Origin of the sequence: Corynebacterium endometrii (genome assembly GCF_004795735.1) — a bacterium.
GTDB classification, from domain to species: Bacteria; Actinomycetota; Actinomycetes; order Mycobacteriales; family Mycobacteriaceae; genus Corynebacterium; species Corynebacterium endometrii.
On record NZ_CP039247.1, the window covers coordinates 768869 to 792327 of the forward strand.

Below are 23459 nucleotides of genomic sequence, written 5' to 3' on the forward strand. Positions count from 1 at the left end.
CTGAGCGTACGGGGGCGATGGGGGTTGGGCAGCGCTCGGCGGCCCAAGCTGGGTTCTATTCCTGGCCGGTTAGTTCGCGCAGCTTCGCGCGGACCGCGGAGGCCTCAGGGTTGGTAGCATGCTCGCCGTCGGAGTAGAGAACGGTAGGGACAATGCGGTTGCCGTCATTGACGGACTTGATCCACTCGTTGACCTCGTCCATACCGTCAGCCTCTACGTCAATCAAGTCATACGGGGTCTGCGTGCGGTCCAGGCGTTCACGCAATTTCTTGCAGAACGGGCACCAGTCAGCTGCGAATACGGTCACGTGGGACGAGGTCTTAGGGGTGGTTGCCATTTATGCGGCGTCCTTTCTTTCGTAGGTCATGAAACGATACCTCAGTGGTAAATCGGAAGGCTCCTGGCCCGGAATTTCCAGCCTACCCTTAGTTGAGGTCTGCCAGCCGGTGTCGCCGGTCAGGCTGAAGTGAGCCGGGATTTCGGGAGCATAGACGGCGGCGCTGCCGTAAACATCGCCGATATTGGCGCCCATGAGTGTGAGTTCAACGAGATCCACGTAGGGCAGCGCCGCGGCGTAGAGCTGGCCGCCCCCTATCACCCATGCGTCCGCATCGCCTATGAGATCGGGGAGTTGGGCGAAGTCATGGATTACCCGCGCGCCCTGTGACCAGGTCCCGGGGCGGTTACGGGAGAGCACGAAATTATCCCGGCCGGGCAACGGGCGGAAACGCTGTGGGAGGGACTGCCAGGTTTTGCGGCCCATTACCACGGGAGAGCCTAGGGTCACCGCCTTGAAGTGGGCTAAGTCCTCCGGCGCGTGCCACGGCATGGCGGCACCATCGCCAATGATTCCGTCCAGCGATTGCGCCCAGATTGCGCCCAGGGTGCCCATTACACCGAAACCTGCGCCTTGATGGCCGGGTGAGGGTTATAGCCGATTATCTCAAAGTCATCAAAGTCGTAGTCGAAGATGCTACCGGCCTTGTTGAGTTTTAGCTGCGGGTACTCACGCGGCTCACGGCTAAGCTGCTCCCGGACCTGTTCCACGTGATCGTTGTAGATGTGGCAATCGCCGCCGGTCCAAATGAGTTCACCCACCTCGAGTCCGGCTTGTTGTGCAAACATGTGGGTCAAGGCGGCGTAGGACGCGATGTTGAAGGGGACGCCCAGGAATAGATCAGCGGAGCGCTGGTAGACCTGCATGGAGAGCTTTCCGTTCGCCACGTACAGCTGGAACATCAGGTGGCAGGGCATCAGCGCCATCTTGTCCAGTTCGGAGACATTCCAGGCAGAGACCAGGTTGCGGCGGGAGTCCGGGTCTTTTTTGAGCAGGTCGAGGGCGCCCTGAATCTGGTCGATGTGGCCACCGTCAGGGGTTGGCCACGAGCGCCACTGCACGCCGTAGACCGGGCCCAAGTCGCCGTTGTCATCCGCCCATTCGTTCCAGATGCGGATTTTGTTCTCCTGCAGCCACTTGACGTTGGAATCGCCCTTCAGGAACCAGAGCAGCTCGCCCAGAACGCCGTGCCAATAGACCTTCTTGGTGGTCAGCAACGGGAAGGAATCGCTCAGGTCATAGCGCAACTGGCGGCCAAACACCGAGGTAGTCCCGGTGCCTGTGCGGTCACCCTTGCCCACGCCTTCATCGAGTACCTCGCGGAGGAGATCCTCATAGGGGGTGTTAATCTTCGCCATTAATCCAGCTCACCGCCGTTGTCCTTGGCGTACTGTGCCGCGTGGGCCAAGATTTCGTCGGCCAGCTCGGGGCGACACACAAGGATATCCGGGATGAAGGTGTCCTCATTGTTGAATTTGATGGGGGAGCCATCCAGGCGCGAGCAGTGCAGGCCCGCGGCCATGGCTACGCCAACCGGCGCGGCCTGGTCCCACTCATACTGGCCGCCGGCGTGGATGTAGCCGTCAAAGTCACCGAGCAGCACGTGCATGGCCTTGGCGCCCGCGGAGCCGATGCCCACGGTCTCATAGTCCATCTTGTCCGCGATGTATTGCGCCACCTGCGGCGGGCGGTTGCGCGAGACGGCAAACTTGCCGGACATCGGGCCGGTCACGGCGCGGGCCTCGGAAGATTTGAAGGTAACGCCCAGATCTGGCAGGCCCACGGCGGCATATTCGGGCACCCCGTTGATGACTAGGGCAATGTGCACGGCCCAGTCCTGGCGGCCGGTGGCGAATTCCTTGGTGCCATCCAGCGGGTCAACAATCCAGACGCGTTCCTTATTCAGGCGGTCTAGGTCATCGTGTGCTTCTTCAGATAGGAACCCGTCATCGGGGCGGTGCTGGGCCAGCACGCGAGAGATCCAATCCTGCGCTGCGGAGTCACCGGAATCGCCCAGGGCGCGGTTGCGCAGGAGGCCACCCTTGCGCACCCCCTTGAGGATCTCGCCGCAGCCTTCGGCGATGGTGTTAGTCAAACGGGAATCTGATAGCTCTGGACTCATGCCCATAAGCCTACCTTTCGCAGGCCACGGAATCGATTCGGTGGCCCATTAGGCTAAAGTGGTGCGCATGTCTCAGGAAATCCTTTCTCGCTTCCGCCCCCAAGTTTCCGGGTGGTTTGAGGAAGTATTTTCCCGGCCCACGAAAGTCCAAGCCCAAGCCTGGGACGCCATCTCATCGGGGGACCACGCGTTGGTCGTGGCCCCCACCGGATCCGGTAAGACCCTGGCGGCATTTCTGTGGGCACTGAATAATTTGGTGGAGCGTGAGGGGCAGACCGCGCTGCCCGTTGCTTCGCCAGCTCCAGCTGACGCCGAATCCGCAGGCGTTCGCGTCCTATATATCTCCCCGCTCAAAGCACTGGGCGTGGACGTGGAGAATAACCTGCGCGCGCCCTTGGCCGGTATCGCACGCATGGCCCAAAAACTAGGCCTGGACGTGCCGAACGTGACGGTGGGCGTGCGCTCGGGGGATACACCGCAGGCAGAGCGCAGCCGCCAGGTGCGCCGCCCGCCAGATATTCTCATCACCACGCCGGAATCCGCCTACCTCATGCTCACGTCCAAGGCGGCGGGAATCCTGGCCTCCGTGGACACCGTCATCATTGATGAAATCCACGCCCTGGCCGGGACCAAGCGCGGCGTGCACCTGGCCCTGACCTTGGAGCGCCTGACCCAGGTGGCCGGCGAGTTCCAGCGCATCGGCCTGTCGGCGACGGTTCGCCCGCTTGACGCGGTGGCCAATTTCCTTGGCGGCGGGCGCCCCGTGGAGCTCATCGCGCCGCCCGCGGCCAAGCAGTGGGAGCTAGGCGTCCACGTCCCCGTGGAGGACATGGCCGATCTGCCCACCCCGGAGCAGGGGTCCAGCATCGGTGAATCCACGGTCGATGACCCGTTAGGGTTGACCACCGGCCCCCAGGACGCAGACAAGCTGGCCGCGGATTCCGCACTGCCCACCGCGAAGAGCATCTGGCCGTTTATTGAACAAGAGCTTTACCGGGAAGTCATGGAGCACCGCTCCACCCTGGTCTTTGTCAACTCTCGCCGCACGGCGGAACGGGTGACCAGCCGGCTCAATGAACTCTATGCGCAGGAGCATGACCCCGAGTCGCTGTCCGCGCCCACGCGCCGGGATCCGGCGCAGCTGATGAAACAGGTAGACGTGGCGGGGAAGGCCGCCCCGCTTATCGCCCGCGCCCATCATGGATCCGTATCGAAGGATGAGCGCGCGCTGACGGAGACCATGCTCAAAGAGGGCACGCTCAAGGCGGTCGTGGCCACCAGCTCCCTGGAATTAGGCATCGACATGGGAGCGGTTGATCTCGTGGTGCAGGTGGAATCCCCGCCCTCTGTCGCATCCGCGCTCCAGCGCGTGGGGCGCGCCGGGCACTCCGTGGGCGCCGTGTCCCATGGTTCCTTCTATCCCAAGCACCGCGCGGACCTGCTTCAATCCGTGGTCACGGTCAAGCGCATGCGTGAGGGGCTTATCGAGGAGATGCATTCCCCGGTCAACCCGCTCGATGTGCTTGCGCAGCAGACCGTCGCCGCCGTCGCCGCGGCGCCGGACGGCCTCCACGCGGATGACTGGTACGTCCTGGTGCGGCAGGCGTGGCCCTACCGCGATCTGGCGCGTGAGGTTTATGACTCGGTGCTGGACCTGGTCAGCGGCGTCTACCCGTCCACGGACTTCGCCGAGCTCAAGCCCCGCGTGATCTACGACCGGGTCACGGGGCTGATGACCCCTCGCCCGGGAGCGCAACGCGTGGCCGTGACGTCTGGCGGAACGATTCCGGACCGGGGAATGTTCGGCGTGTTCCTTGCGGGCGGTGAGGGCGCCCCGCGGCGGGTGGGGGAGCTGGATGAGGAGATGGTGTATGAATCCCGCGTGGGTGACGTGTTCACCCTGGGGGCCACGTCGTGGCGGATCGAGGAAATCACTCGCGACCAGGTGATAGTGACGCCCGCGCCGGGCCACACCGGCAGGCTGCCTTTCTGGACCGGTGACCAGGCCGGCCGCCCGTATGAATTGGGGCTGGCCTTGGGCGCCTTCCGGCGCGAGGCGCATGGAAACCCCTCGGCAATAGCCGATGCCGATGCCTGGGCCAGGGACAACCTGCTGGCCTACCTGGCCGAACAGGAAGAAGCCACGGGCCTGGTCCCGGATGAAAAGACCCTGCTCCTCGAGCGCTTCAAGGATGAACTGGGGGATTGGCGCGTGGTTTTGCATACCCCGTTTGGCCGCGGGGTGAACGCGGCGTGGGCGTTGGCCCTGTCCGCGCGGGTGGCCGAACAGACCGGCATGGATCCGCAGGCGGTGGCCGGCGATGACGGCATTGTCCTGCGCCTGCCGGAGGGGGAGCGGGAACCGGATGGCGCGCTGTTTATGTTTGATGCGGACGAGATTGCGGACATCGTGACGGAACAGGTGGGCGGCTCCGCGCTGTTTGCCTCCCGCTTCCGGGAATGCGCGGCCCGCGCGTTGCTGCTTCCGCGCCGCAACCCGGGAAAGCGCGCCCCGCTGTGGCAGCAGCGCCAGCGTGCCGAGCAGCTGCTGGACGTGGCCCGCAAGTATCCCTCGTTCCCCATAATTTTGGAGACCGTGCGCGAGTGTCTGCAGGACGTCTACGACCTGCCGGCGTTGGAATCGGTATGCCGGGATTTGGCCCACCGCCGCATCCGCATCGCCGAGGTGACCACGCAGCAGCCGTCGCCGTTTAGCTCATCGCTGCTGTTTAATTACACCGGCGCCTTTATGTATGAGGGGGATTCGCCGCTCGCGGAGAAGCGGGCCGCGGCCCTGGCCCTGGATCCGGCCTTGCTGGCCAAGTTGCTGGGCACGGTGGAGCTGCGGGAATTACTGGATCCGGAGATCATCGAGGAGGTCCATACCCAGCTCCAGCGAACCCACCCGGAGCGTCGGGCGCGCACGGCGGAAGAGGTAGCGGATCTGCTGCGCGTGGTTGGCCCTGTGCCAATCGATGAGCTTGCGGAGCATACAGACGTGCCGCTCGCACACATCGAACGGGCGCTCGCGGGGCGCATCATGCGCGTGCGTGTGGCGGGCCGGGAGCACCTGGCCCAGGTCCAGGACGCGCCGTTGTTGCGCGATGGCTTGGGGGTGCCCGTACCCCCAGGCGTGGCGGCGCAGGTGGAGACCATTACGGACGCCCTTGCCCAGCTCGTGAGCCGCTGGGCGCGAACTCGCGGTCCGTTTATCCTGCGGGAGCTGGCCGATGCCTTTGGCCTATCCGTATCCATGGCCCATTCCGCGCTCGCTGGGTTAGACACGGTCATTGAGGGCCGCTACCGGCAGGGCATCGATGAACAAGAGTATTGCGCGGCGGAGGTACTGCGCACCATTCGCTCGCGCTCCCTGGCCGCGGCGCGCGCTGCCACTGAACCCGTGAGCCCCGCGGCATTTGCCCGCTTCCTGCCGGACTGGCAGCAGGTGGCCCCGGCCGGTCAGCGCCCAGCGCTCCGCGGGGCCGACGGCGTCTTCACCGTCATTGAACAACTCGCCGGAGTGCGGCTTCCCGCGTCCGCATGGGAGTCGTTGGTGCTGCCCGCGCGCGTGGGGGACTATTCGCCCCGGATGCTCGATGAACTTACAGCCGGCGGCGAGGTCCAGATTCTGGGTGCCGGCAAGGCCGGCGGGGCGGACCCATGGATTATGCTCCTGCCGTCTGATTACGCAGCCCAGCTCGCGCCCGAGCGCGCCGAGGAGCCCCAACTGTCCGGCCTGCAAGAATCCATCGTGGCGATTTTGGGGCGCGGCGGCGGATTCCTCTTCAGCGACCTGCTGCGCGAGGTCACCGGCGATGATCTGGGGCTAGTCACCGGGCAGGTCGGCGGCGACGAGCTGCGTGAAGCATTGTGGGGGCTGGTTGAAGCCGGCCTCGTGGCGCCGGATTCCTTTGGCCCTATCCGCGCGCGGCTGGCCGGCGGAGGTTCGCGTTCCCAGGCCGCGCACCGCGCCAAGCGCCGGCCAACCCGCTCCCGCCTGCGCATGGGGCGTACGTCCTTTGCACAGACGCAGCGGGCGAACACCACGCCTCCGGACATGTCCGGCAGGTGGGCGTTAGCGGTACGCCCGGCGCAGGACGCCACCTCACGCTCGGTTGCGCACGGTGAGGCGTGGCTCGACCGCTATGGCGTTCTCACCCGCGGCTCGGTACAGGCCGAGGACGTCATTGGCGGTTTCGCGCTGGCGTACAAAGTGCTCTCCGGCTTCGAGGAATCCGGCAAGGCAATGCGCGGATACGTCATCGAAGGTCTGGGCGCGGCGCAGTTCTCCACGCCGGCTATCATCGACAGGTTGCGCGGCGTGGCCGATTCACCGGACGTGACCGGTTGGCCATCCGGCACGCTAGAACCCAAGACCTACGTGATAGCCGCCGCGGATCCCGCCAACCCCTATGGCGCGGCCTTAGGCTGGCCGCAACGCGATGAAAGCGGCGGGCAGGTCTCCGCGAGCCCCTCGCGCGCCGCCGGCGCACTGGTTGTGCTCATAGACGGCCTCTGCGTTGCCCACCTGACCCGAGGGGGTAAGACGTTATCCACGTACTTCGACGCCCTTCCGGAAGGCATTAGCCAAGGGGACGTGGCCGCCCTCATGGTCGGCGCACTCACGGAGCTCGTTAGCGCCGGACGCCTATCGCCCCTGGTCATCGAAAAGGCAAACGGGCAATCCATCTTCGAATCTGCCCTGGCTGGACGGTTGCGGGAGGCCGGGGCCGGAATCACCCCCAAGGGCATCCGGATTTCCGCCAAGTCCCCGGCCCCGCGCACCCCAAGCGGTCCCCAGCGCGGGCGCCGGCTAGCGGAGGCATTGACGGAACTCAGCTTCGATGATGACCCCGCGGATTCAAGTGAAGGCCCCTCCGCGCCACCGCGCCCAACCGGGCCCCCTCGTCCATCCGGGCCCGAGCGGCGGGAAGAACCAGGCGCCGGCGGAGGGGGTTTCCGGCCGCGGCGGGGGCCGCGCCGCTAGCCCGCTTTTTGGGGGTGGATGCTCCGGGCGAAAAGCGGGCGCGAAGGACTAAAGTAGCTGCCATGAAGATAAACAGGCAGCCACCGGATATCGCGGAGCTGAAAAACCTCATGCGATTCGAGCGTCCCCACCTCGATCGCAGGGCAGCGCGCCTGGACAAGGCGGCAGACATCTATGACCTCCGCGCCATCGCCAAGCGGCGCACCCCGAAGGCGGCGTTTGATTACGTCGATGGTGCCGCGATGCGTGAGGTGAGCCTGGCTGAGACGCGCGAGGCATTTACCAAGGCGCGGCTTCTACCAAGGATGCTTTCCGGGGCAGTGGAGGTGGACACCTCGGTAGACATCGCCGGCGGAACGTCGGCCCTGCCGTTCGGGATCGCGCCCACGGGGTTTACCCGCTTCATGCACGCCGAGGGCGAGGACGCGGGAGCCGCGGCCGCGCGCGATGCGGGAATCCCGTTTGCCCTGTCCACCATGGGGACTAGATCCGTGGAGGAGACGGCGAAAGTCTCGGGGCGCGGCCGCCGTTGGTTCCAGCTGTATCTCTGGAAGGACCGCGCGGCCTCCCTGGATTTGGTACAACGCGCCTGGGACGCGGGTTATGATGCTTTGATTGTCACCGTGGACACCCCCGTTGCGGGCCAGCGCCTGCGCGACACCCGTAATGGGATGCGCATTCCGCCGCGGCTGACCGCTGGAACCGTCGTTGATGCCGCCTGGCGCCCGGAGTGGTGGTTTAACTTCCTGACCACCGAGCCGGTGACCTTCGCCTCGCTGACTTCCACCACCGGCACCCTAGGAGAGCTGGTCAACGGCATGTTTGATCCATCCCTCAACTATGGGGATCTAGCCTGGATCCGCGAGCAATGGCCGGGCACGCTCATCGTGAAGGGCATCGTCAACCCCGCCGACGCCCGCACTGCCTACGAGCTCGGCGCGGATGCCATCCAAGTGTCTTCCCACGGCGGCCGCCAGCTAGACCAGGTTGTTAATCCGCTGCAAGCCTTGGAGAAGATCCGCGCGGAGCTAGGTGCTGACGCGGACATAATTTATGACTCGGGAATCATGTCCGGCAATGACATAGTCATTGCGCTAGCCCTAGGCGCCGATTTTGTCATGGTGGGCCGCGCCTACCTCTACGGCCTAATGGCCGGTGGACGCGAAGGCGTGGACAAAGCTATCGAGCTTCTCGCGGGCCAGGTATCAAACACACTTCAGCTTCTGGGCTGTTCCAGTGTGGCGGATCTTAAACGCTCCCATGTGATCGCTCCGTGGGACGGCGACAAGAATGTAGGCGGCCATGCCTGAGGGTGATTCCGTCCTCCAATTAGCCCAGCGCCTGCAATTTATGTCCGGCCGGGAGGTCACACAGACCTCCGTGCGCGTGCCCCGATACGCGCTGGCCAATTTCGACGGGCTAACGTGCGAACGCGTCTGGCCCTACGGCAAGCACCTGTTCATGCAATTCGGAGAGGAAATTCTCCACACCCACCTGAAAATGGAGGGAACCTGGGCCATCCACTACGCCGGGGATAGGTGGCGCAAGCCCGGTCACTCGGCCCGAGTGGTACTCCGGCTGGCGCACCAGCCCCGCGATATCGAGGTGGTGGGCCATTGGTTGGGCATGGTGGAGGTCTATCCGCTGTCTCATTATTGGGACCGCATAGGCCACCTTGGCCCCGATATCCTGGCCGATGACTGGGATGAATGGGGCCGGCAAGAAGCGCTTTCGCGGCTTCTTGAACGCCCCGAACGTTCCATCGGCGCCGCGTTGCTCGATCAGAAGATAGTGGCAGGTATAGGCAACGAATATCGCGCAGAGGCATGCTTTATTGCGGGGGTCCACCCCGCCGCGAACGTTGGGGACGTGGACGCAGAGAGAATCCTAGACATCAGCCGCAAAATCATGTGGGCCAATCGCAATTCACCCATTCGGGTCACCACCGGCGTCAAGCGCGCCGGGGAGACCAGCTACGTGTTCGGCCGCTATCGGAGACCATGCCGGCGGTGCGGGGAGAAGATTGAAAAGTCCGTTCTCGGCGGCGTGGATGCGGGCGGCGATGAGGGCGAGTTAGAACGCATCATCTGGTGGTGCCCCCACTGCCAGCCGGCGCCGGAGGGTTACGTTCCTTTACCCGTCGATTTCTAGGGCTCATTTGGCGATCCACTTGGGGGATAGCCATCCTTCTTGGCACGCACGCTGCGGCGAATCATAAACCCTATTACCGCCACAATAGCTAGGGCGATGACCGCATAGATTACGGAGGAGAATTGGTCAATCGCGTGGCCTACTTTCTCGTAGCCTGCGCCTAGCCACACACCAAGCCCAATGAGTACCGCGTTCCAAATGAAAGACCCCAGCGCGGTCCATCCAATGAATTGCCACAGGGGCATCGCATTGACGCCGGCGGGGATGGATATAAGGGAACGCACGCCCGGCACGAACCTGCCGAAAAACACCGAGTGAGTGCCATACTTAGTGAAAAATCTGAGTGATGCGTCCACGTCAGAGGGTTGGGTCAGGGGCATCCTTTCGGCAATCGCCCGTAGGCGTTGCGCGCCGAACTTTCGGCCCACCCAATACAGCATGAGGCCGCCGACGACGGAACCAATGGTTGCCCACACGAGGGCCGCTGCAAAGGACATCTTGTCCTGCGATACGGTAAAACCGGCCAGCGGCAGGATTACCTCAGAGGGGATCGGAGGAAAAATATTTTCCAAAAGAATCGCAATGCCTACGCCAATAGCACCAAGCGTGCTCATAAGCCCCACAACCCAATCAATGACGGCAGTCATCAACCCTCCTTGCCCACCTCGGTTTATCGCGAATTACCCCAGCCTACCCACATCCCATCCTTTGACTAGGCTGGGGCTATGAAACTTATCTTAAATATCATTTGGTTGGTAACCGGTGGCTTATGGCTTGCCTTGGGCTACATGTTGTTTGGCCTTCTGGCGTGCCTGCTAATCGTAACCATTCCGGCTGGCGTGGCCAGCTTCCGCATGGCCAACTACGCTCTGTGGCCGTTCGGGCGCACGGTGGTGGAGCCACGGCATGGATCCAAGTCCATGTCCACGGTCGGTAATGTAATTTGGTTTATCTTTTCCGGCCTTTGGCTCGCTATTGGCCACGTAACCACCGCGGCCGCCCAAGCCGTCACCATCATCGGCATCCCACTGGCCATAGCGAACATCAAGATGATCCCGGTGACGTGTTTCCCATTCGGCAAGCAGATCGTGCCGAATGACCAGATCCCGTTCGGCTACCGCCCCATGGTGAAGATGTAACCAAGATCTCTTCTGCCGCATAACCGCCCCGTTTGCATAGCAGTGTGCAAGTTCCTGCACGCGGGGCTACCGGCCCAGATTGACTCGCCAAGTAGGGGGTGTGCACGTTTTGCAGTCGCCGACGTAGGCCTTGACACGTGTACTACTTAGTCTGACTGGAGGCGGGAATGGATAAGGTAGTGGTCAACGCGTAAAAATTTATGACAACCCAAGGAGCGTGGCCGATGATTGATTCGAAGTTCATTAAAAAAGTTACCGGTACGGTGAGCGCGAAGCTCGGCAAGAGTGCCGGCTCGGAAGGCGAGACCATGGACCTGGCCGGCAAGGCTATTGTGGTTACTGGCGGGGGCAACGGCATTGGCAAGGAGGTAGTCTCCCAGCTGCTTATCAAGGGGGCTAAGGTCTATGCCTTGGACCTTAAAGTCGACGGACTGACCCAGCTGCAGGCGGCGTATGGTGACATGCTCAAGGCAATAGAGTGTGACATCACCGATAAGGACCGCATAGATGAACTGGCGGCCGAGCTTCAAGATACCGCCGCCGTTATCAACGTGGCCGGTATCATTCAGCAGTTCATCCCGGTGGCTGAGCTTGACCGCGCAACCATGGAGCGCGTAATGAACGTGAATTTCTGGGGCACAGTGAATGTCACCACCGCGTTCCTCCCAGTGCTTCAGGCCAAACCGGAGGCGGGCATCATCAACATCTCCTCCATGGGTGGCCTTGTCCCCGTCCCCGGGCAGAGTTTCTACGGCGCCTCCAAGGCGGCGGTGAAGCTTTTCACCGAGGGCCTCTTCGCCGAGTTGCGTGAGACCTCCGTGCATGTGGGCGTGGTCTTCCCCGGCGGCGTGGCGACGGACATCATGGGCAACTCCGGCGTCGAGCGTAAGTCTTCCGCAGAGGAGAAGAACACCGAGGAGGCCGTAGCGTCCCTGACCACACCACAGGATGCCGCGGCTCAGATCATCGAGGCGCTGGAAAACAAGCGCGTCCGCACCACCATCGGCAAGGACTGCAATGCCGTGGACAAGATGGGGCGCGTAGCACCGGTGAAGGCGATTGAGCTTATCGCTAGGAAGATGAAGGACGTGGGCTAAAGCCCAAACATGTTAAAGCGCCGTGGGGATTGTCATTTATCCCCACGGCGCTTGCGCTTTAGTAGTTAAGCGCGATGGGCGCGGTACCAGCCAATGAGTTCATCGGTGGAGGAATCACCGGAGTTGGCTGCTTCGGCTCCGGATACGGCAGGAGCCAGGTCATTTGCCTGCTGCTTGCCCAGCTCGACGCCCCACTGATCGAAGGAATTAATGTCCCAGATAACGCCCTGGACAAAGGTGATGTGTTCGTAGAGGGCAATAAGAGCGCCCAGGACTGCTGGGGTTAGCTCTTCGGCCATGATGGTGGTAGTTGGGCGGTTTCCTGGCATGACCTTGTGCGCTACAAGGTTTCCATCCACGCCCTCCGCGGCGATCTCCTCTGCGGTCTTGCCGAACGCCAAGACCTTAGTCTGGGCGAAGAAGTTGCCCATGAGTAGGTCATGCATTGAACCGGTGCCGTCTGCGGTAGGGAAGTCCTCCTTGGGGCGGGCGAACCCAATAAAGTCAGCCGGGACTATGTGGGTTCCCTGATGAAGCAGCTGGAAGAACGCGTGCTGCCCATTTGTTCCGGGCTCACCAAAGTAGATCTCGCCGGTTGTGGTGGTCACTGCTGAACCATCGTGGCGCACGGACTTGCCGTTAGACTCCATAGTCAATTGCTGCAAGTAGGCTGGGAAGCGGGCGAGATCCTGGGAATAGGGCAGAACGGCGTGTGCCTGAGCGCCGAAGAAATCCGTGTACCAGATGCCCAGCAGACCCATGAGAACCGGGACATTGTCCTCCAATGGGGTGGTGCGGAAGTGCTCATCCATGGCGTGGAAACCCGCGAGGAAGCGCATAAAGTCCAGCGGGCCGATGGTGCACATCAATGACAGTCCAATAGCCGAGGAGACGGAGTAACGGCCACCAACCCAGTCCCAGAAGCCAAACATGTTGGCCGTATCGATACCGAATTCTTTGACCTTTTCCTCATTGGTGGACACGGCAACGAAATGCTTGGCGATGGCGGACTCATCGCCGTCAAACTGCTCCAGAAGCCAGCGGCGTGCGGCATGCGCGTTGGTTAGCGTTTCCTGGGTGGTAAAAGTCTTCGAGGCGACGATGAAAAGCGTCGAGCCCGGATCCAGTTTTTCGAGGGTGGAGGCCATATCCGCTGGGTCGACGTTCGAGACGAAGTCTGCCGAAATGCCCGCCACCTCGTAGGAGCGCAGAGCCTTAGCGGCCATAGCAGGGCCCAAGTCAGAACCGCCGATGCCAATATTCACGATCTTCTTGATGGTGTGGCCGGTATGGCCCAGCCACTTGCCGGAACGCAGGGCAGTGGCAAAGTCGCGCATACGGCCCAGGACTTCATGAACGTCGGCCGCGACGTCCTGGCCATCCATCTTTAGGTCGCGCTCTGGTGGCAGGCGTAGTGCCGTGTGCAGTACCGCGCGGTCTTCAGTGTTGTTGATGTGCTCGCCGGCAAACATGGCGTCGCGCTTGGATTCCAAGTCCGCAGCCTTAGCGACCTCAACCAGAGCGTCAATGGTCTCTGCATCGACCAAGTTCTTAGACAGGTCTACGTGCAGACCCGCAGCGTCGAATGAAAGGGAAGACGCACGCTGCGCATCAGCGGCGAACAGTTCGCGCAGGTTCAGCCCCTTCTTGGCGTCATAAAGCTTGGTGAGCGTGTCCCACTGTGGCTGTGCGGTGATGTCCATGTCAGAAGTCTTTCTGGGTGCGTGGGCACCCGAATGAAACGGCGAATGATTACATATTCAAACGTAGTCAATTTCGCCGCCGCTGGCAGGACTTCCAAGCGGTGGTATAGCCCCGGCTAAGGGCAGTTCACTGCGATGTCAATGTCTAGAACACCGATAACCCAAAGTGCTGCATGGTGGTGTAGATTTCCATGCCACCAGCGTAGCTATTGGCTGATGGGGGAGCATCAGTTTCTACATAGGATGCAACGCCAACGGCATACATATCGCCGTTGGGGTGAACCGCGTAGATTGCGCCGCCACTGTCGCCCGGGCGGGATTGGTTGCCGTATTCGAACTGGCCACCGTCAATCTGGTGGAGGTAGTTGCCACAGGACAGGCCATCGGTTGAGCCGATGCGGCACAGGGCCATGCCGTTGGCCGCGACGTAATCCAGATCGGCGTAGCCCACAAGATTACCGGTGATTGGCGGCACCGACGTCCACCGTGCGTGCGGGTTAGTGACTTCGATAATGCCGATGTCATAGGCGCCGACGCGGCCCAGGTTCTCTTCGCCGGTATAGGCGCGTTCGACCATTTCACCGAATTCGATCCATTGACCGGATGGGTCTTGGTAGGCCCAACGCGAACCCAATTCGCCGCAGTGTCCCGCAGTCATGATAAACAAGCGGGAGCTAGAGGAATCCGTCACGAAATGGCCGGCGGAACAGCGGCCTTCTTCCTCAATGTTGTAAATCGCGCCACCTGGAATCAGCATTCCCGGGTTGATGAGATAGTCAGCCAGTTCAGGTTCCCACGTATCCACGCGTGGCTGTGCTTGGTATTCACCAAGGCCCACCTGCTGACCGGCGGACGGGGCTTGGGCTAGTACTTCATCACTGCCGTAATCAGAACCGTAATCACTGTCCAGGCTGTCGTCATTGCCAAAGTCGTAGTCGCCATCACCATCGGCTTCGTCGTACGTGATATCCGCGTTAATGCCGGCTTCAACGTCGCCGGATTCTTCACGCAGTTCGACGGTGCATGTTAGTTTGCCTTCGAATTGGTAGTTTTCATTCGCATGCCACGCGCTGAACGTACCGGAAATAACGGCAGGGTTGCTGACATCGTCATAGCCGTTGTCCAGATCTACCAGCAGTAGTTCGTGGTAGTAGCCATTGTCATCAAGCGTTTCTTCCAATGCCGACTCACAGGCACTGGCTGCCGCAATGCCAGAAATAGTGTCTGGTTTTTCCTGTGTATTTTGAGAGGCGGTCGCCGACGACGCCGAACTATCCGAATCCGAACACGCGGATATCGACACAACCAATGGCAGGGTACACAGGGCAGATAAGACGCGATGACGTAACTTCACGACTGAAAAACTCCAAATGAAGGGAAAGGGGAAAGGGTTAATTCAATACTAAAACATCGCGCCAACGCTGCTCACGGTTTTACAACACCATTGCCGCAACCCAACCAGCGATAAGCAGTGGGATGTTGTAGTGGATAAACGTTGGGATGACGGAGTCACGAATGTGATCGTGCTGACCGTCGGCATTCAAACCAGACGTTGGGCCCAATGTGGAGTCAGATGCAGGGGAACCAGCATCGCCCAGTGCACCCGCGGTGCCGATAATCGCGATGGTGGCTTGCGGGCTAAAGCCCATCGACATACAGAGTGGGACGTAGATGACGGTGATGATCGGCAGGGTAGAAAAGGACGAACCAATACCCATGGTGACGACCAGACCGACGAACAACATGGCGCCCGCAGCAGCGAACTTATTGCCGGCAAACATGTCGGTGACGGTGGTGACCAACGATTCGACTTCGCCGGTTTCTGTCATGACGGACGCAAAGCCCTGAGCGGTAATCATGATGAAGCCAATGAGCGCCATCATCTTCATGCCGGAGGTAAATACGTCGTCGGCTCGGTTCCATTGCACCGCGCCGGACACCAACAGGATGGCCAGGCCAGTCAGTGCACCAACTAGCAGGCCGTCTGATTCGAATCCCATGGACTGCATGACGACCTGGACTAAGAATGTGGCGACGATGGCGATCACAGCAATCCAGATTTTGTAGGAAGAAATTGATTCCTCTTCGTCAGCCTCAGCAGTCAGCGGTACGTCGTTGTAGTCGCGTGGTTTGCGGTAGCTGAAGAAAACAGCAATGAGCAAGCCGATGATCATGCCGACGGCCGGGATGCCCATGATCGACATGATTGATGTATCGGGGAGAGCTAGTCCGGCCCGTTCAATATTGGCCAGCAAAATGTCATTCAGGAAGATAGAGCCAAAGCCAACGGGAATGTACATGTAGGTCGTGACCAGACCAAAGGTCAGCACACAGGCCACCAGGCGACGGTCGAGCCGCAACTTATTCATCACGGATAGCAGCGGTGGCACGATAAGCGGAATAAAGGCGATGTGAACCGGAATCAGGTTTTGGCTCATGATCGCCATGGCCAGCAAGCCGGCAACAAGGAGCCATTTGGTTGCAGCGACCGCACCCGCTGCAGCCGAGGTTTCCGCCCCATCCCGACCGATTTTCGCAATCAGCACGTTGGCCAGGATTTTCGGCAGGCCGGTAGATGCGACACCCATGGCAAACGCACCAAGCAGCGCGTAGCTCAACGCGATTTTGGCGCCGCCACCTAAGCCGTCTTGGAAGGCAAGCATGGTGCCGTCAAGGCCCATACCGGCAAGAAGGCCGCCCATCAGAGCGCCGATGAACAACGCCACGACGACGTGGACGCGCGCAAGCGCAAGGACCAGCATGACGAAAACTGCAATCAACACCGCATTCATGGCTATAACGTTAAGGTATGAAATGCAGCTGAGTGAAAATATGCCGGTCCCTTTTGGGGGTATACGCTGGGATTATCCCAGTTTGCCACGCCCCATGCGCAACAGTGCGGAGGCGATGGCTGGGCCTTCTTCACCTAATTCGTCGCGGAATTGGTTCAGGATGGCAATTTCGCGGGTGTGCACCAAGCGCGTGCCGCCCGAAGTCATCCGTGTCTTACCAATCGCCCGCGATACTTCCGTACGGCGTTTAGCCGCATCGAGAATAATGCGGTCCATGCGGTTAATCTCTTTGCGGTATTCCTGGATTTCTGCGTCGCTCAGAGGATCATCGGTGCCTGAAGGCATGCGGATTTCGAAGTCTGGCTCAACAGGTTCGACGGTGTCACTCATAGAGACATATTCTGCCACAATTCCACAGGCTTGGCGGTGGCACGTGCGACTTGTCCGGACCGCCTTGTAAGTTGGAAGTCACTATGACTGATTCTTCTCCATTTGGTAATCCATTTTCTGGCAAGGGCGCTGGTGGGCAGTCCGCTGAGCAGCCGGATCTATTCGAGGCTAACAGCCCATTTAGCAAGCCATCCGCGGCGGCTGGCGATGATCGCGGCGCCCGCGACTTGCCGGTCTTCGGTGAGCCTTTAGAAGCCCCAGAAGAGCCAGCCCCTGAAGACGCACCGCCGGAAGATATGTATGAAGAATTATCTTTTGCACCGGCGGGCAATTACCCTGTGGCTCAACCGGCGGATCGATCTGCCGGGATTAACACTCCAACTCCTATTCCGGGCCAGCCTGATCCGCTGCTAGAAGGGCTCAATGACCAGCAGCATGCAGCGGTGACTCACATTGGTTCGCCACTGTTGATCGTCGCTGGTGCAGGCTCTGGTAAGACCGCCGTGCTGACCCGCCGCATCGCATACTTGATGCGCAACGGGGGAGTAGCACCGTGGCAGATTCTGGCGATTACCTTCACCAATAAGGCCGCGGCCGAAATGAAGGAACGCGTGGGCCAGTTGGTGGGGCCAGTCGCCGAGCGCATGTGGGTGTCGACATTCCACTCCACTTGTGTGCGCATCCTTCGCCAGCAGGCGCAGCTGGTGCCGGGGCTAAATTCCAACTTCACCATCTATGACAGTGATGACGCCCGCCGCCTGCTGACTATGATTGCCAAGGACATGCAGCTGGACCTTAAGAAGTTCACTGCGCGCGTGTTGGCGAACCAAATCTCTAATCTTAAAAACGAATTGGTGGGGCCCGAGGCGGCGTTGGCTGAAGCCGAAAAGACCAAGAATCCGTTCGAGACCACGGTGGCCAAGGTCTTTGAGGAATATCAGCGCCGCCTGCGCGCGGCCAATGCCGTTGACTTTGATGACCTCATCGGTGAGGTGGTGCGGATTTTCCAGGAGCACCCGCAGGTGGTGGATTTCTACCGCAGGCGTTTCCGCCACGTGCTCATCGATGAGTACCAGGACACAAACCATGCGCAATACGTCTTGGTTTCAGCTCTCGTGGGGCGTGGGGAGGATGCCCCGGAATTGTGCGTCGTGGGCGATTCGGATCAGTCCATCTACGCTTTCCGTGGGGCCACGATCCGCAATATTCAGGAATTCGAGCGGGACTACCCAGACGCCACCACGATTTTGCTGGAGCAGAATTACCGCTCCACCCAGAACATTTTGAACGCGGCCAACGCGGTGATTGCCAAGAATGACAATCGCAGGGAGAAAAATCTGTGGACCGCGCATGGGGATGGCGAAAAAATCATCGGTTATGTGGCCGATAACGAGCATGATGAGGCCAAATTCATTGCCAGCGAGATAGATGACTTGGTGGATAGGGGCCGCGACTATGCGGATATAGCCATCATGTACCGAACCAACAACGCCTCCCGTGCGCTGGAGGATATCTTCGTGCGCTCTGGCATCCCGTACAAGGTGGTTGGCGGCACCCGCTTCTACGAGCGCCGCGAAATCCGCGACATGGTTGCGTATCTGCGCATTATCGATAATCCGGATGACACCGTGAGCCTAAGGCGCATCATCAACGTGCCGAAGCGCGCCATCGGTGACAAGGCGCAGGGCCAGGTAGCGCTGTACGCGGACAACCACGGGGTGAGTTTCGGCAAAGGCCTAGAGGCCGCGGCGGCAGGGGAGATCGACGGGCTTAATACCCGAGCAACCAATGCTATTTCCAAGTTCGTCGAGATGATGGAAGGTATTCGCGCCCAGATTCCGTCCATGATCAATGAGGTTACGGGCCAACCAGATCTCGGCGAGCTGCTCAGCGCGATTTTGGATGCGACCGGTTACAAAGCGGAATTAGAGGCGTCCAATGATCCCCAGGACGGCGCCCGCCTGGACAACCTCAACGAAATGGTCTCCGTGGCCCGCGAGTTTTCCTCCGAGGCCGCAAACCAATTGGCGTTTACTGGGGCGGACGCGGAAGAGAGTCCTGAACTAGCCGAAGGGGAGGCGGCGCCTGGTTCCTTGCAGGCTTTCCTCGAAAAGGTGTCTCTGGTTGCCGACGCGGACCAGATTCCGGAGCACGAGTCCGGCGTGGTGACGCTGATGACCCTGCATACCGCTAAAGGCCTTGAGTTTCCCGTGGTGTTCTTGACCGGATGGGAGGACGGGCAATTCCCGCATATGCGCTCGCTCGGTGATCCCAAGGAGCTTTCTGAGGAGCGCCGCCTTGCGTACGTGGGAATCACCCGCGCGCGGGAACAGCTCTACCTGACCCGGGCAATTCTTCGCTCCTCATGGGGTAACCCCATGACGAATCCGGCCAGCCGCTTCCTCGCCGAGGTCCCTGAGGACCTCATCGACTGGCGCCGTGAAGAACCCGAATCACAGTATTCAAGCTCGTGGGATGAAGATTCTTACTCATACGGCCGGTCCTACGGTTCGGACTGGTCCGGATGGGGTGGAAGCTCGCGGCGCGCTGCGTCTTCCCCTTCGCAACGCACGCGCAAACCTGCACCCGAGACTTCAATGCCCAAGAACAAGAGTCTCAATTTGGTTGTTGGCGACCGTGTCAACCACGCCAAGTATGGCCTGGGAACGGTGATATCCGCGGACGGATCCGGTGCACGCGCCACCGTGACCGTAGATTTTGGCTCCGCGGGAAAGGTTAGGCTCATGCTCATTGGCGGCGTGCCAATGGAAAAGCTCTAGGCCAACCCCGCGGCCGGCTCGGTGCATCTAGACGTTGATGCCTCGGGCCGCAAACCAAGCCTGCGGGTCAGCAGGGCTGACGCCATCCGGCCAGATTTCGAAGTGCAGGTGAGGTCCGGTAGACCTTCCCTCATTACCAATGGCGGCGATTTGCTGGCCTGCGGAGACGCGGTCACCTACGTTAACTAGCAGGGATGAGGCCTGCATGTGGCCGTACACCGAGATAGAACCGTCATCGTGCTGGACGCGAATCCAGTTGCCGTACCCCTGGGCGGGGCCGGAGTTGATGACCGTGCCGTCCATGATGGAATAGATTGGCGTACCGATTGGGTTGGCTACGTCAATACCGTTGTGCATCGCACCCCAGCGCATGCCGTACGTGGACGTCAGCGTGCCGGAGGTAGGGAACACCACGGTGCGCCCCGCAGCGTCCTGGCCGCGTACTGGAGAGAGCTGTGTGGGGATGGCCGGAGCAAAAGCGTCGGCAAGTCCCGGGATGGCGGACGGGTCCAGCACGATGGTGATTTCCCCATCGGACTGCTTGATCTGCGGTACCACCGCTCCGGAGGCAAGGCCCGTCGCGGTTTGGGCCAGGCCAACGGCTGCCTTGAGCAGGCCGCTTGGATTGACGCCGCTAATGGTTGGCTGTGAGGAACCGGTGGAGAGGTCCACGCTCGCCGCTGGCTGATTGGCGGCGGCCATTGAGACTCCGGTGGTGGACGCAACGGCGGTAGCTAGAGCCAAAGCCCCGGCAACTGCGGCGGTGCGTGCGCGGTGATTGCGCTTCATAAATGAACCCTTTTCTTTCACGTTGGTTTGTGCGCCTCGTTCGACTCGGAGGGGTGTGTAACCCTTCGTCACGATCCGGCAACGGGAATAAAGTTATCCCGCTTGATGTTGCGGCGCAATCAGTTGAAATTGCAGGTAAAAGGGCCATTCGTTCGAAAATCTATCGAACATCGCAGGTTGTTACGCGTGTTACAAAAGTGAATGTTGTGAAGAGTGTGAAGTATGGGTTTAAGCAATGGGGGCGCCAAACGGGGGTGATTTCGCGGCCGACCGGCGTGTCGCGGCGTAGTTGGCCGTCAAGTTATTCAACTTGACTGGGTTTGCGTAAGCGTCAAACCCCTCCGTGGAGATGGCTCTGTGCGGAGGGGCGAGGGGCAATCAGGCAACTAGGGGGTCAGACTGGTGTCCTTAACCTAAGAATCGGTCCGTTGCGCGATCGCGGGCGAGTAACGGTTGAGACTCGCGGGGGCGGTGGACCATCCAGGCAATTCCGGCGGCTATAAGTGGCACCACCACTGCCGTTCCAATGAGCCACCAATCCGGGCGGAAGAATGCCAGCTGGCCGTATTCCAATAGATCGCCGTTGATGTTGTAGCTATTGCGCGATGCGCTCAAGACCACAGCCAGGTGTCCACTAAGTACGCCCGCGAACATCGCCGCGGTGCCCACAGCCCACGACTGCAGCGCCGCGATCTTGGCTGTCATACCGGGATGTGCGCCAACTGCGTGAAGCACACTATCCTCACGGCGGATGCTTTGTGCGCTTAACGCAATGATAAGTACCAATGCAACTAAGCTTATCGCGCCAACCCAAAGCGCCACTATCCATCCGTTATTCGAAGAGTAACTGGTATAGCGAATGAAAGTGTTGGGGAAACGTTCATTTACCTGCTCATAGATACGGTCCTGTTGTGGCGGGTATTCGGTGAGCAATGCAGCGGTGCCTACGTATCCCACGGGGAGTCCCAGACTGCGGGCTGCCTCGCGAGAAACGAGTAGTGGGGTGGACTTCGCCGGCAATGCCGCCACGGCAAGGACCTCGTGCGGGGTCCAGTCTTCGGGGGTATCGAACTGGCCGTTTACCCCGATTACGGTTTTCTGCGGGGTCTGGCTAACTACGCCATCTTTGGAGGTAACAATTCCACCCCGGCGTAGAGTCGTTAGCGCGAGTTGACGGTCCGCCGGGGATTCAAAGGTCCATAAATCGAGGTTGGATTCATCCACGATTATGGCCGATATCCCCGAGGTCTCCAACGGGCCGGACGAGTAGATATCACGCATGAGGGGCAGGCAGGCATCCGCGGCCCCGGGATCCGTTCGCGGATCCCCGCCATCCGCAGCCTGGTAGTAACCATCGCTTGGGCTACCTACCCAGTGGCAGGCACCCTCCAACTCGGGGCCACCGGGGAAATCGAACTGAAGGCTCGCACCATGGGGTGTATCGAAATAGGAGGATTCGAAGACCCCCTCCAGCTCCCAGGAGCGGGTGACCGTCGCATTGCGCCCAAGGATTTCCAGCGCTCTTTGAGAATCTTCGCGCGGGGACTTGGATCCTTCGGAGGTGATCAACGCAACCTCGCCCGGGTGGAACAACTGCGATAGAGTTTTATCCTTCCGGGAATGGGAATTGGCGTCAGTGGTTACAAGAACTGCGGTGAACGTGAAAGCGGTAATCGCCGCGATAGCCGGGATGGAGCGCATGGAAGAGCGCAGGAGGCCTCGGCCGGCGAATCGACCTGTAAGGCCCGCCTTTCTAAGGAGCTGAGATTTACCAAAGGTTAAGGCTGGCGCGGACGCTGCGATTGCTATAAGGGATATTAAGACCGGGGTTGGGCCTAAGACCATGGGTCGTAATATAGGGCGCAACGGTTCAAAAGTACTTGCCCATGCTAGGACCGCCAGCACCACGAGAATCGCTGGTCCATAGGCCATCCACCTCCTCCAATGGACAATTCGGTCCGGTTCGGCGCCACCGAGGGCGGCGGCTAGCGCTGATCGCGCTGCAAGGCGCGCCGGAATAAACGCAACAGCAACCGCGCCAAGTATGGCAGTGAGCCAGATCAGCATTAGCGTTGGCACGTATGCCTCAAGGTCCCAGCCTGGATAGGTCAACGACCAGTGGATCGAGCCTGCAATTCCGCCCACGCAACCTCCCAAGGTTGCGCCAAGCAACCCAGCGAACAGGGCATAGGTAAGTACGGCTAGAGCAATTTGACCGGGCGTTGAGCCCTGAGTGGACATCAGCGCGAACATGCGCGTGTGGCGGTTTAAAGCCAGGGCAAAGACGGGGGAGATTAAAAGGAGGACAAGCAGCAGCCCAATGCCGTACATGGAGGCCCACGTGACCACAGCCCAGAGTTCACCTAAGATTCCGCCCGATCTGGCGGCGGTGTCTGCAAATTCGTAGGCGGAGTAGCGTTCGGAAGCCGGTGGAGGGTTATCCATGAGCTCCTCGGAGCGAACAACAAACCCGGCTTTATTCAAGGCTTTTACATGGGCCCAGGTAAGTGGACTTGGCCCGGTGATGGACCACTGGGTAGCGGCATCAATCTCCTCAGAGGGAGTTACCGGCGCGTTGAGTGCGCGTAGCGTCGGGCTGGTCACCCATGCACTGGAACCTGGGCCGGTACCAAGAACGGTGAGCTGGATGGTGGTGCCGTCGGCCAAGGCGGCAGTGATGCGGTCCCCCTTATCGACGCGCAGAGCCTTTGTGACATGAGCCGGAAGATAGACTTCACCGGGACCAGGTAAAACCGGCGCAAGAGTGCTAAAAGTATCAGGGGTGTGTTGAGCCATCTGCACGGCGGCGGACCGCGCTTCGTGGGTCAACGTTACATTCCCAGTATCCACGCGGTGAACCCGGAAGCCGGCGGGCAGGTTTTCCTCGAGCAACGCTTGCAGCCCAGCGGACGGTGAACCATCTTCATTCCTACACTCCGCTTGGTAACCATCGACGGATTGGGTGCACGTGCCGCCGGAGTAGCTCGCCACCGTGGAAGGGCTGAAGGAGTTTACCACGGTAGTTACGCCCCGGGACGTGAGAGAGGCGTATACCAAAAAGCCAACGGGCAAGGCTACTAGGAGGACCGCTGCCAGCAGGCGCCACGGGGCACGGAACATGTCGCGGCGCATGGGCCTAGTGGCCGCTACGGCGGAATTAAAGACGGACATG

General features: G+C 60.6%; 17 protein-coding genes. 6 read left to right on the forward strand and 11 right to left on the reverse strand.

Going from position 1 to position 23459, the window contains the following annotated elements; all coding sequences use genetic code 11:
- Positions 1-55: 55 nt before the first annotated feature.
- From CENDO_RS03490 to CENDO_RS03505, 4 genes are read right to left on the reverse strand one after another with little or no spacing between them, the layout of a single operon-like run.
- Positions 56-337, reverse strand: coding sequence for a mycoredoxin (locus tag CENDO_RS03490; RefSeq protein ID WP_136140802.1), 282 nt, complete (start codon positions 335-337; stop codon positions 56-58).
- The gene (locus tag CENDO_RS03495) at positions 338-892 is read right to left on the reverse strand and encodes a dihydrofolate reductase (protein WP_136140803.1); all 555 of its coding nucleotides are present in this window, start codon (positions 890-892) and stop codon (positions 338-340) included.
- Entirely contained in the window at positions 892-1695 is an 804-nt protein-coding gene (locus CENDO_RS03500) for a thymidylate synthase (protein WP_136140804.1), read from the reverse strand. The genes CENDO_RS03495 and CENDO_RS03500 overlap by 1 nt, the downstream gene beginning before the upstream one ends.
- Positions 1695-2459 carry a 3'(2'),5'-bisphosphate nucleotidase CysQ gene (locus tag CENDO_RS03505; protein WP_425456197.1) on the reverse strand — a complete coding sequence of 255 codons (765 nt, stop codon included), beginning with the start codon at positions 2457-2459 and terminating at the stop codon, positions 1695-1697. Before CENDO_RS03505 ends, CENDO_RS03500 begins: the two co-directional genes overlap by 1 nt.
- 67 nt (positions 2460-2526) lie before the next feature.
- Between CENDO_RS03505 and CENDO_RS03510 the strand changes: the two genes are divergently transcribed.
- The 3 genes from CENDO_RS03510 to CENDO_RS03520 all read left to right on the forward strand — a co-directional run bounded on the left by CENDO_RS03510 (position 2527) and on the right by CENDO_RS03520 (position 9597).
- Complete coding sequence (locus CENDO_RS03510) at positions 2527-7446, forward strand: ATP-dependent helicase (RefSeq protein ID WP_210726565.1); 4920 nt, start codon at positions 2527-2529, stop codon at positions 7444-7446.
- A gap of 62 nt (positions 7447-7508) precedes the next feature.
- On the forward strand, positions 7509-8756 hold the full coding sequence (locus tag CENDO_RS03515; RefSeq protein WP_136140806.1) for an alpha-hydroxy acid oxidase: 1248 nt from the start codon (positions 7509-7511) through the stop codon (positions 8754-8756).
- Positions 8749-9597 carry a DNA-formamidopyrimidine glycosylase family protein gene (locus tag CENDO_RS03520; protein WP_136140807.1) on the forward strand — a complete coding sequence of 283 codons (849 nt, stop codon included), beginning with the start codon at positions 8749-8751 and terminating at the stop codon, positions 9595-9597. Before CENDO_RS03515 ends, CENDO_RS03520 begins: the two co-directional genes overlap by 8 nt.
- Here CENDO_RS03520 and CENDO_RS03525 read toward each other — a convergent pair.
- Positions 9594-10244, reverse strand: a complete 651-nt coding sequence (locus CENDO_RS03525; protein ID WP_136140808.1) for a DedA family protein — start codon at positions 10242-10244, stop codon at positions 9594-9596. The two genes, CENDO_RS03520 and CENDO_RS03525, sit on opposite strands and share 4 nt — an antisense overlap.
- Positions 10245-10322: 78 nt before the next feature.
- On the opposite strand from CENDO_RS03525, the gene CENDO_RS03530 reads away from it, so the two are divergent.
- Complete coding sequence (locus CENDO_RS03530; protein WP_136140809.1) at positions 10323-10736, forward strand: YccF domain-containing protein; 414 nt, start codon at positions 10323-10325, stop codon at positions 10734-10736.
- Positions 10737-10960: 224 nt separating this feature from the next.
- Positions 10961-11833 carry an SDR family NAD(P)-dependent oxidoreductase gene (locus tag CENDO_RS03535; protein WP_246014366.1) on the forward strand — a complete coding sequence of 291 codons (873 nt, stop codon included), beginning with the start codon at positions 10961-10963 and terminating at the stop codon, positions 11831-11833.
- A 65-nt stretch (positions 11834-11898) separates the two neighbouring features.
- Here CENDO_RS03535 and pgi read toward each other — a convergent pair whose 3' ends face one another.
- The 4 genes from pgi to CENDO_RS03555 form a co-directional block, all read right to left on the reverse strand.
- On the reverse strand, positions 11899-13536 hold the full coding sequence (gene pgi, locus CENDO_RS03540) for a glucose-6-phosphate isomerase (RefSeq protein ID WP_136140810.1): 1638 nt from the start codon (positions 13534-13536) through the stop codon (positions 11899-11901).
- Between the two features lie 145 nt (positions 13537-13681).
- Positions 13682-14716 carry a S1 family peptidase gene (locus CENDO_RS03545; protein WP_136140811.1) on the reverse strand — a complete coding sequence of 345 codons (1035 nt, stop codon included), beginning with the start codon at positions 14714-14716 and terminating at the stop codon, positions 13682-13684.
- Positions 14717-14969: 253 nt separating this feature from the next.
- Positions 14970-16328, reverse strand: a complete 1359-nt coding sequence (locus CENDO_RS03550; RefSeq protein WP_136140812.1) for a Na+/H+ antiporter family protein — start codon at positions 16326-16328, stop codon at positions 14970-14972.
- 72 nt (positions 16329-16400) lie between these two features.
- Entirely contained in the window at positions 16401-16718 is a 318-nt protein-coding gene (locus CENDO_RS03555; RefSeq protein ID WP_136140813.1) for a chorismate mutase, read from the reverse strand.
- A gap of 296 nt (positions 16719-17014) precedes the next feature.
- Between CENDO_RS03555 and pcrA the strand changes: the two genes are divergently transcribed.
- Complete coding sequence (gene pcrA, locus CENDO_RS03560) at positions 17015-19498, forward strand: DNA helicase PcrA (RefSeq protein WP_136142124.1); 2484 nt, start codon at positions 17015-17017, stop codon at positions 19496-19498.
- A gap of 27 nt (positions 19499-19525) precedes the next feature.
- On the opposite strand, the gene CENDO_RS03565 is transcribed toward pcrA, so the two are convergent.
- Together CENDO_RS03565 and CENDO_RS03570 are read right to left on the reverse strand one after the other, a co-directional pair.
- Positions 19526-20287 carry a M23 family metallopeptidase gene (locus tag CENDO_RS03565; protein WP_136140814.1) on the reverse strand — a complete coding sequence of 254 codons (762 nt, stop codon included), beginning with the start codon at positions 20285-20287 and terminating at the stop codon, positions 19526-19528.
- 408 nt (positions 20288-20695) lie between these two features.
- Positions 20696-23458 carry an ABC transporter permease gene (locus tag CENDO_RS03570; RefSeq protein WP_136140815.1) on the reverse strand — a complete coding sequence of 921 codons (2763 nt, stop codon included), beginning with the start codon at positions 23456-23458 and terminating at the stop codon, positions 20696-20698.
- Position 23459: the final 1 nt, after the last annotated feature.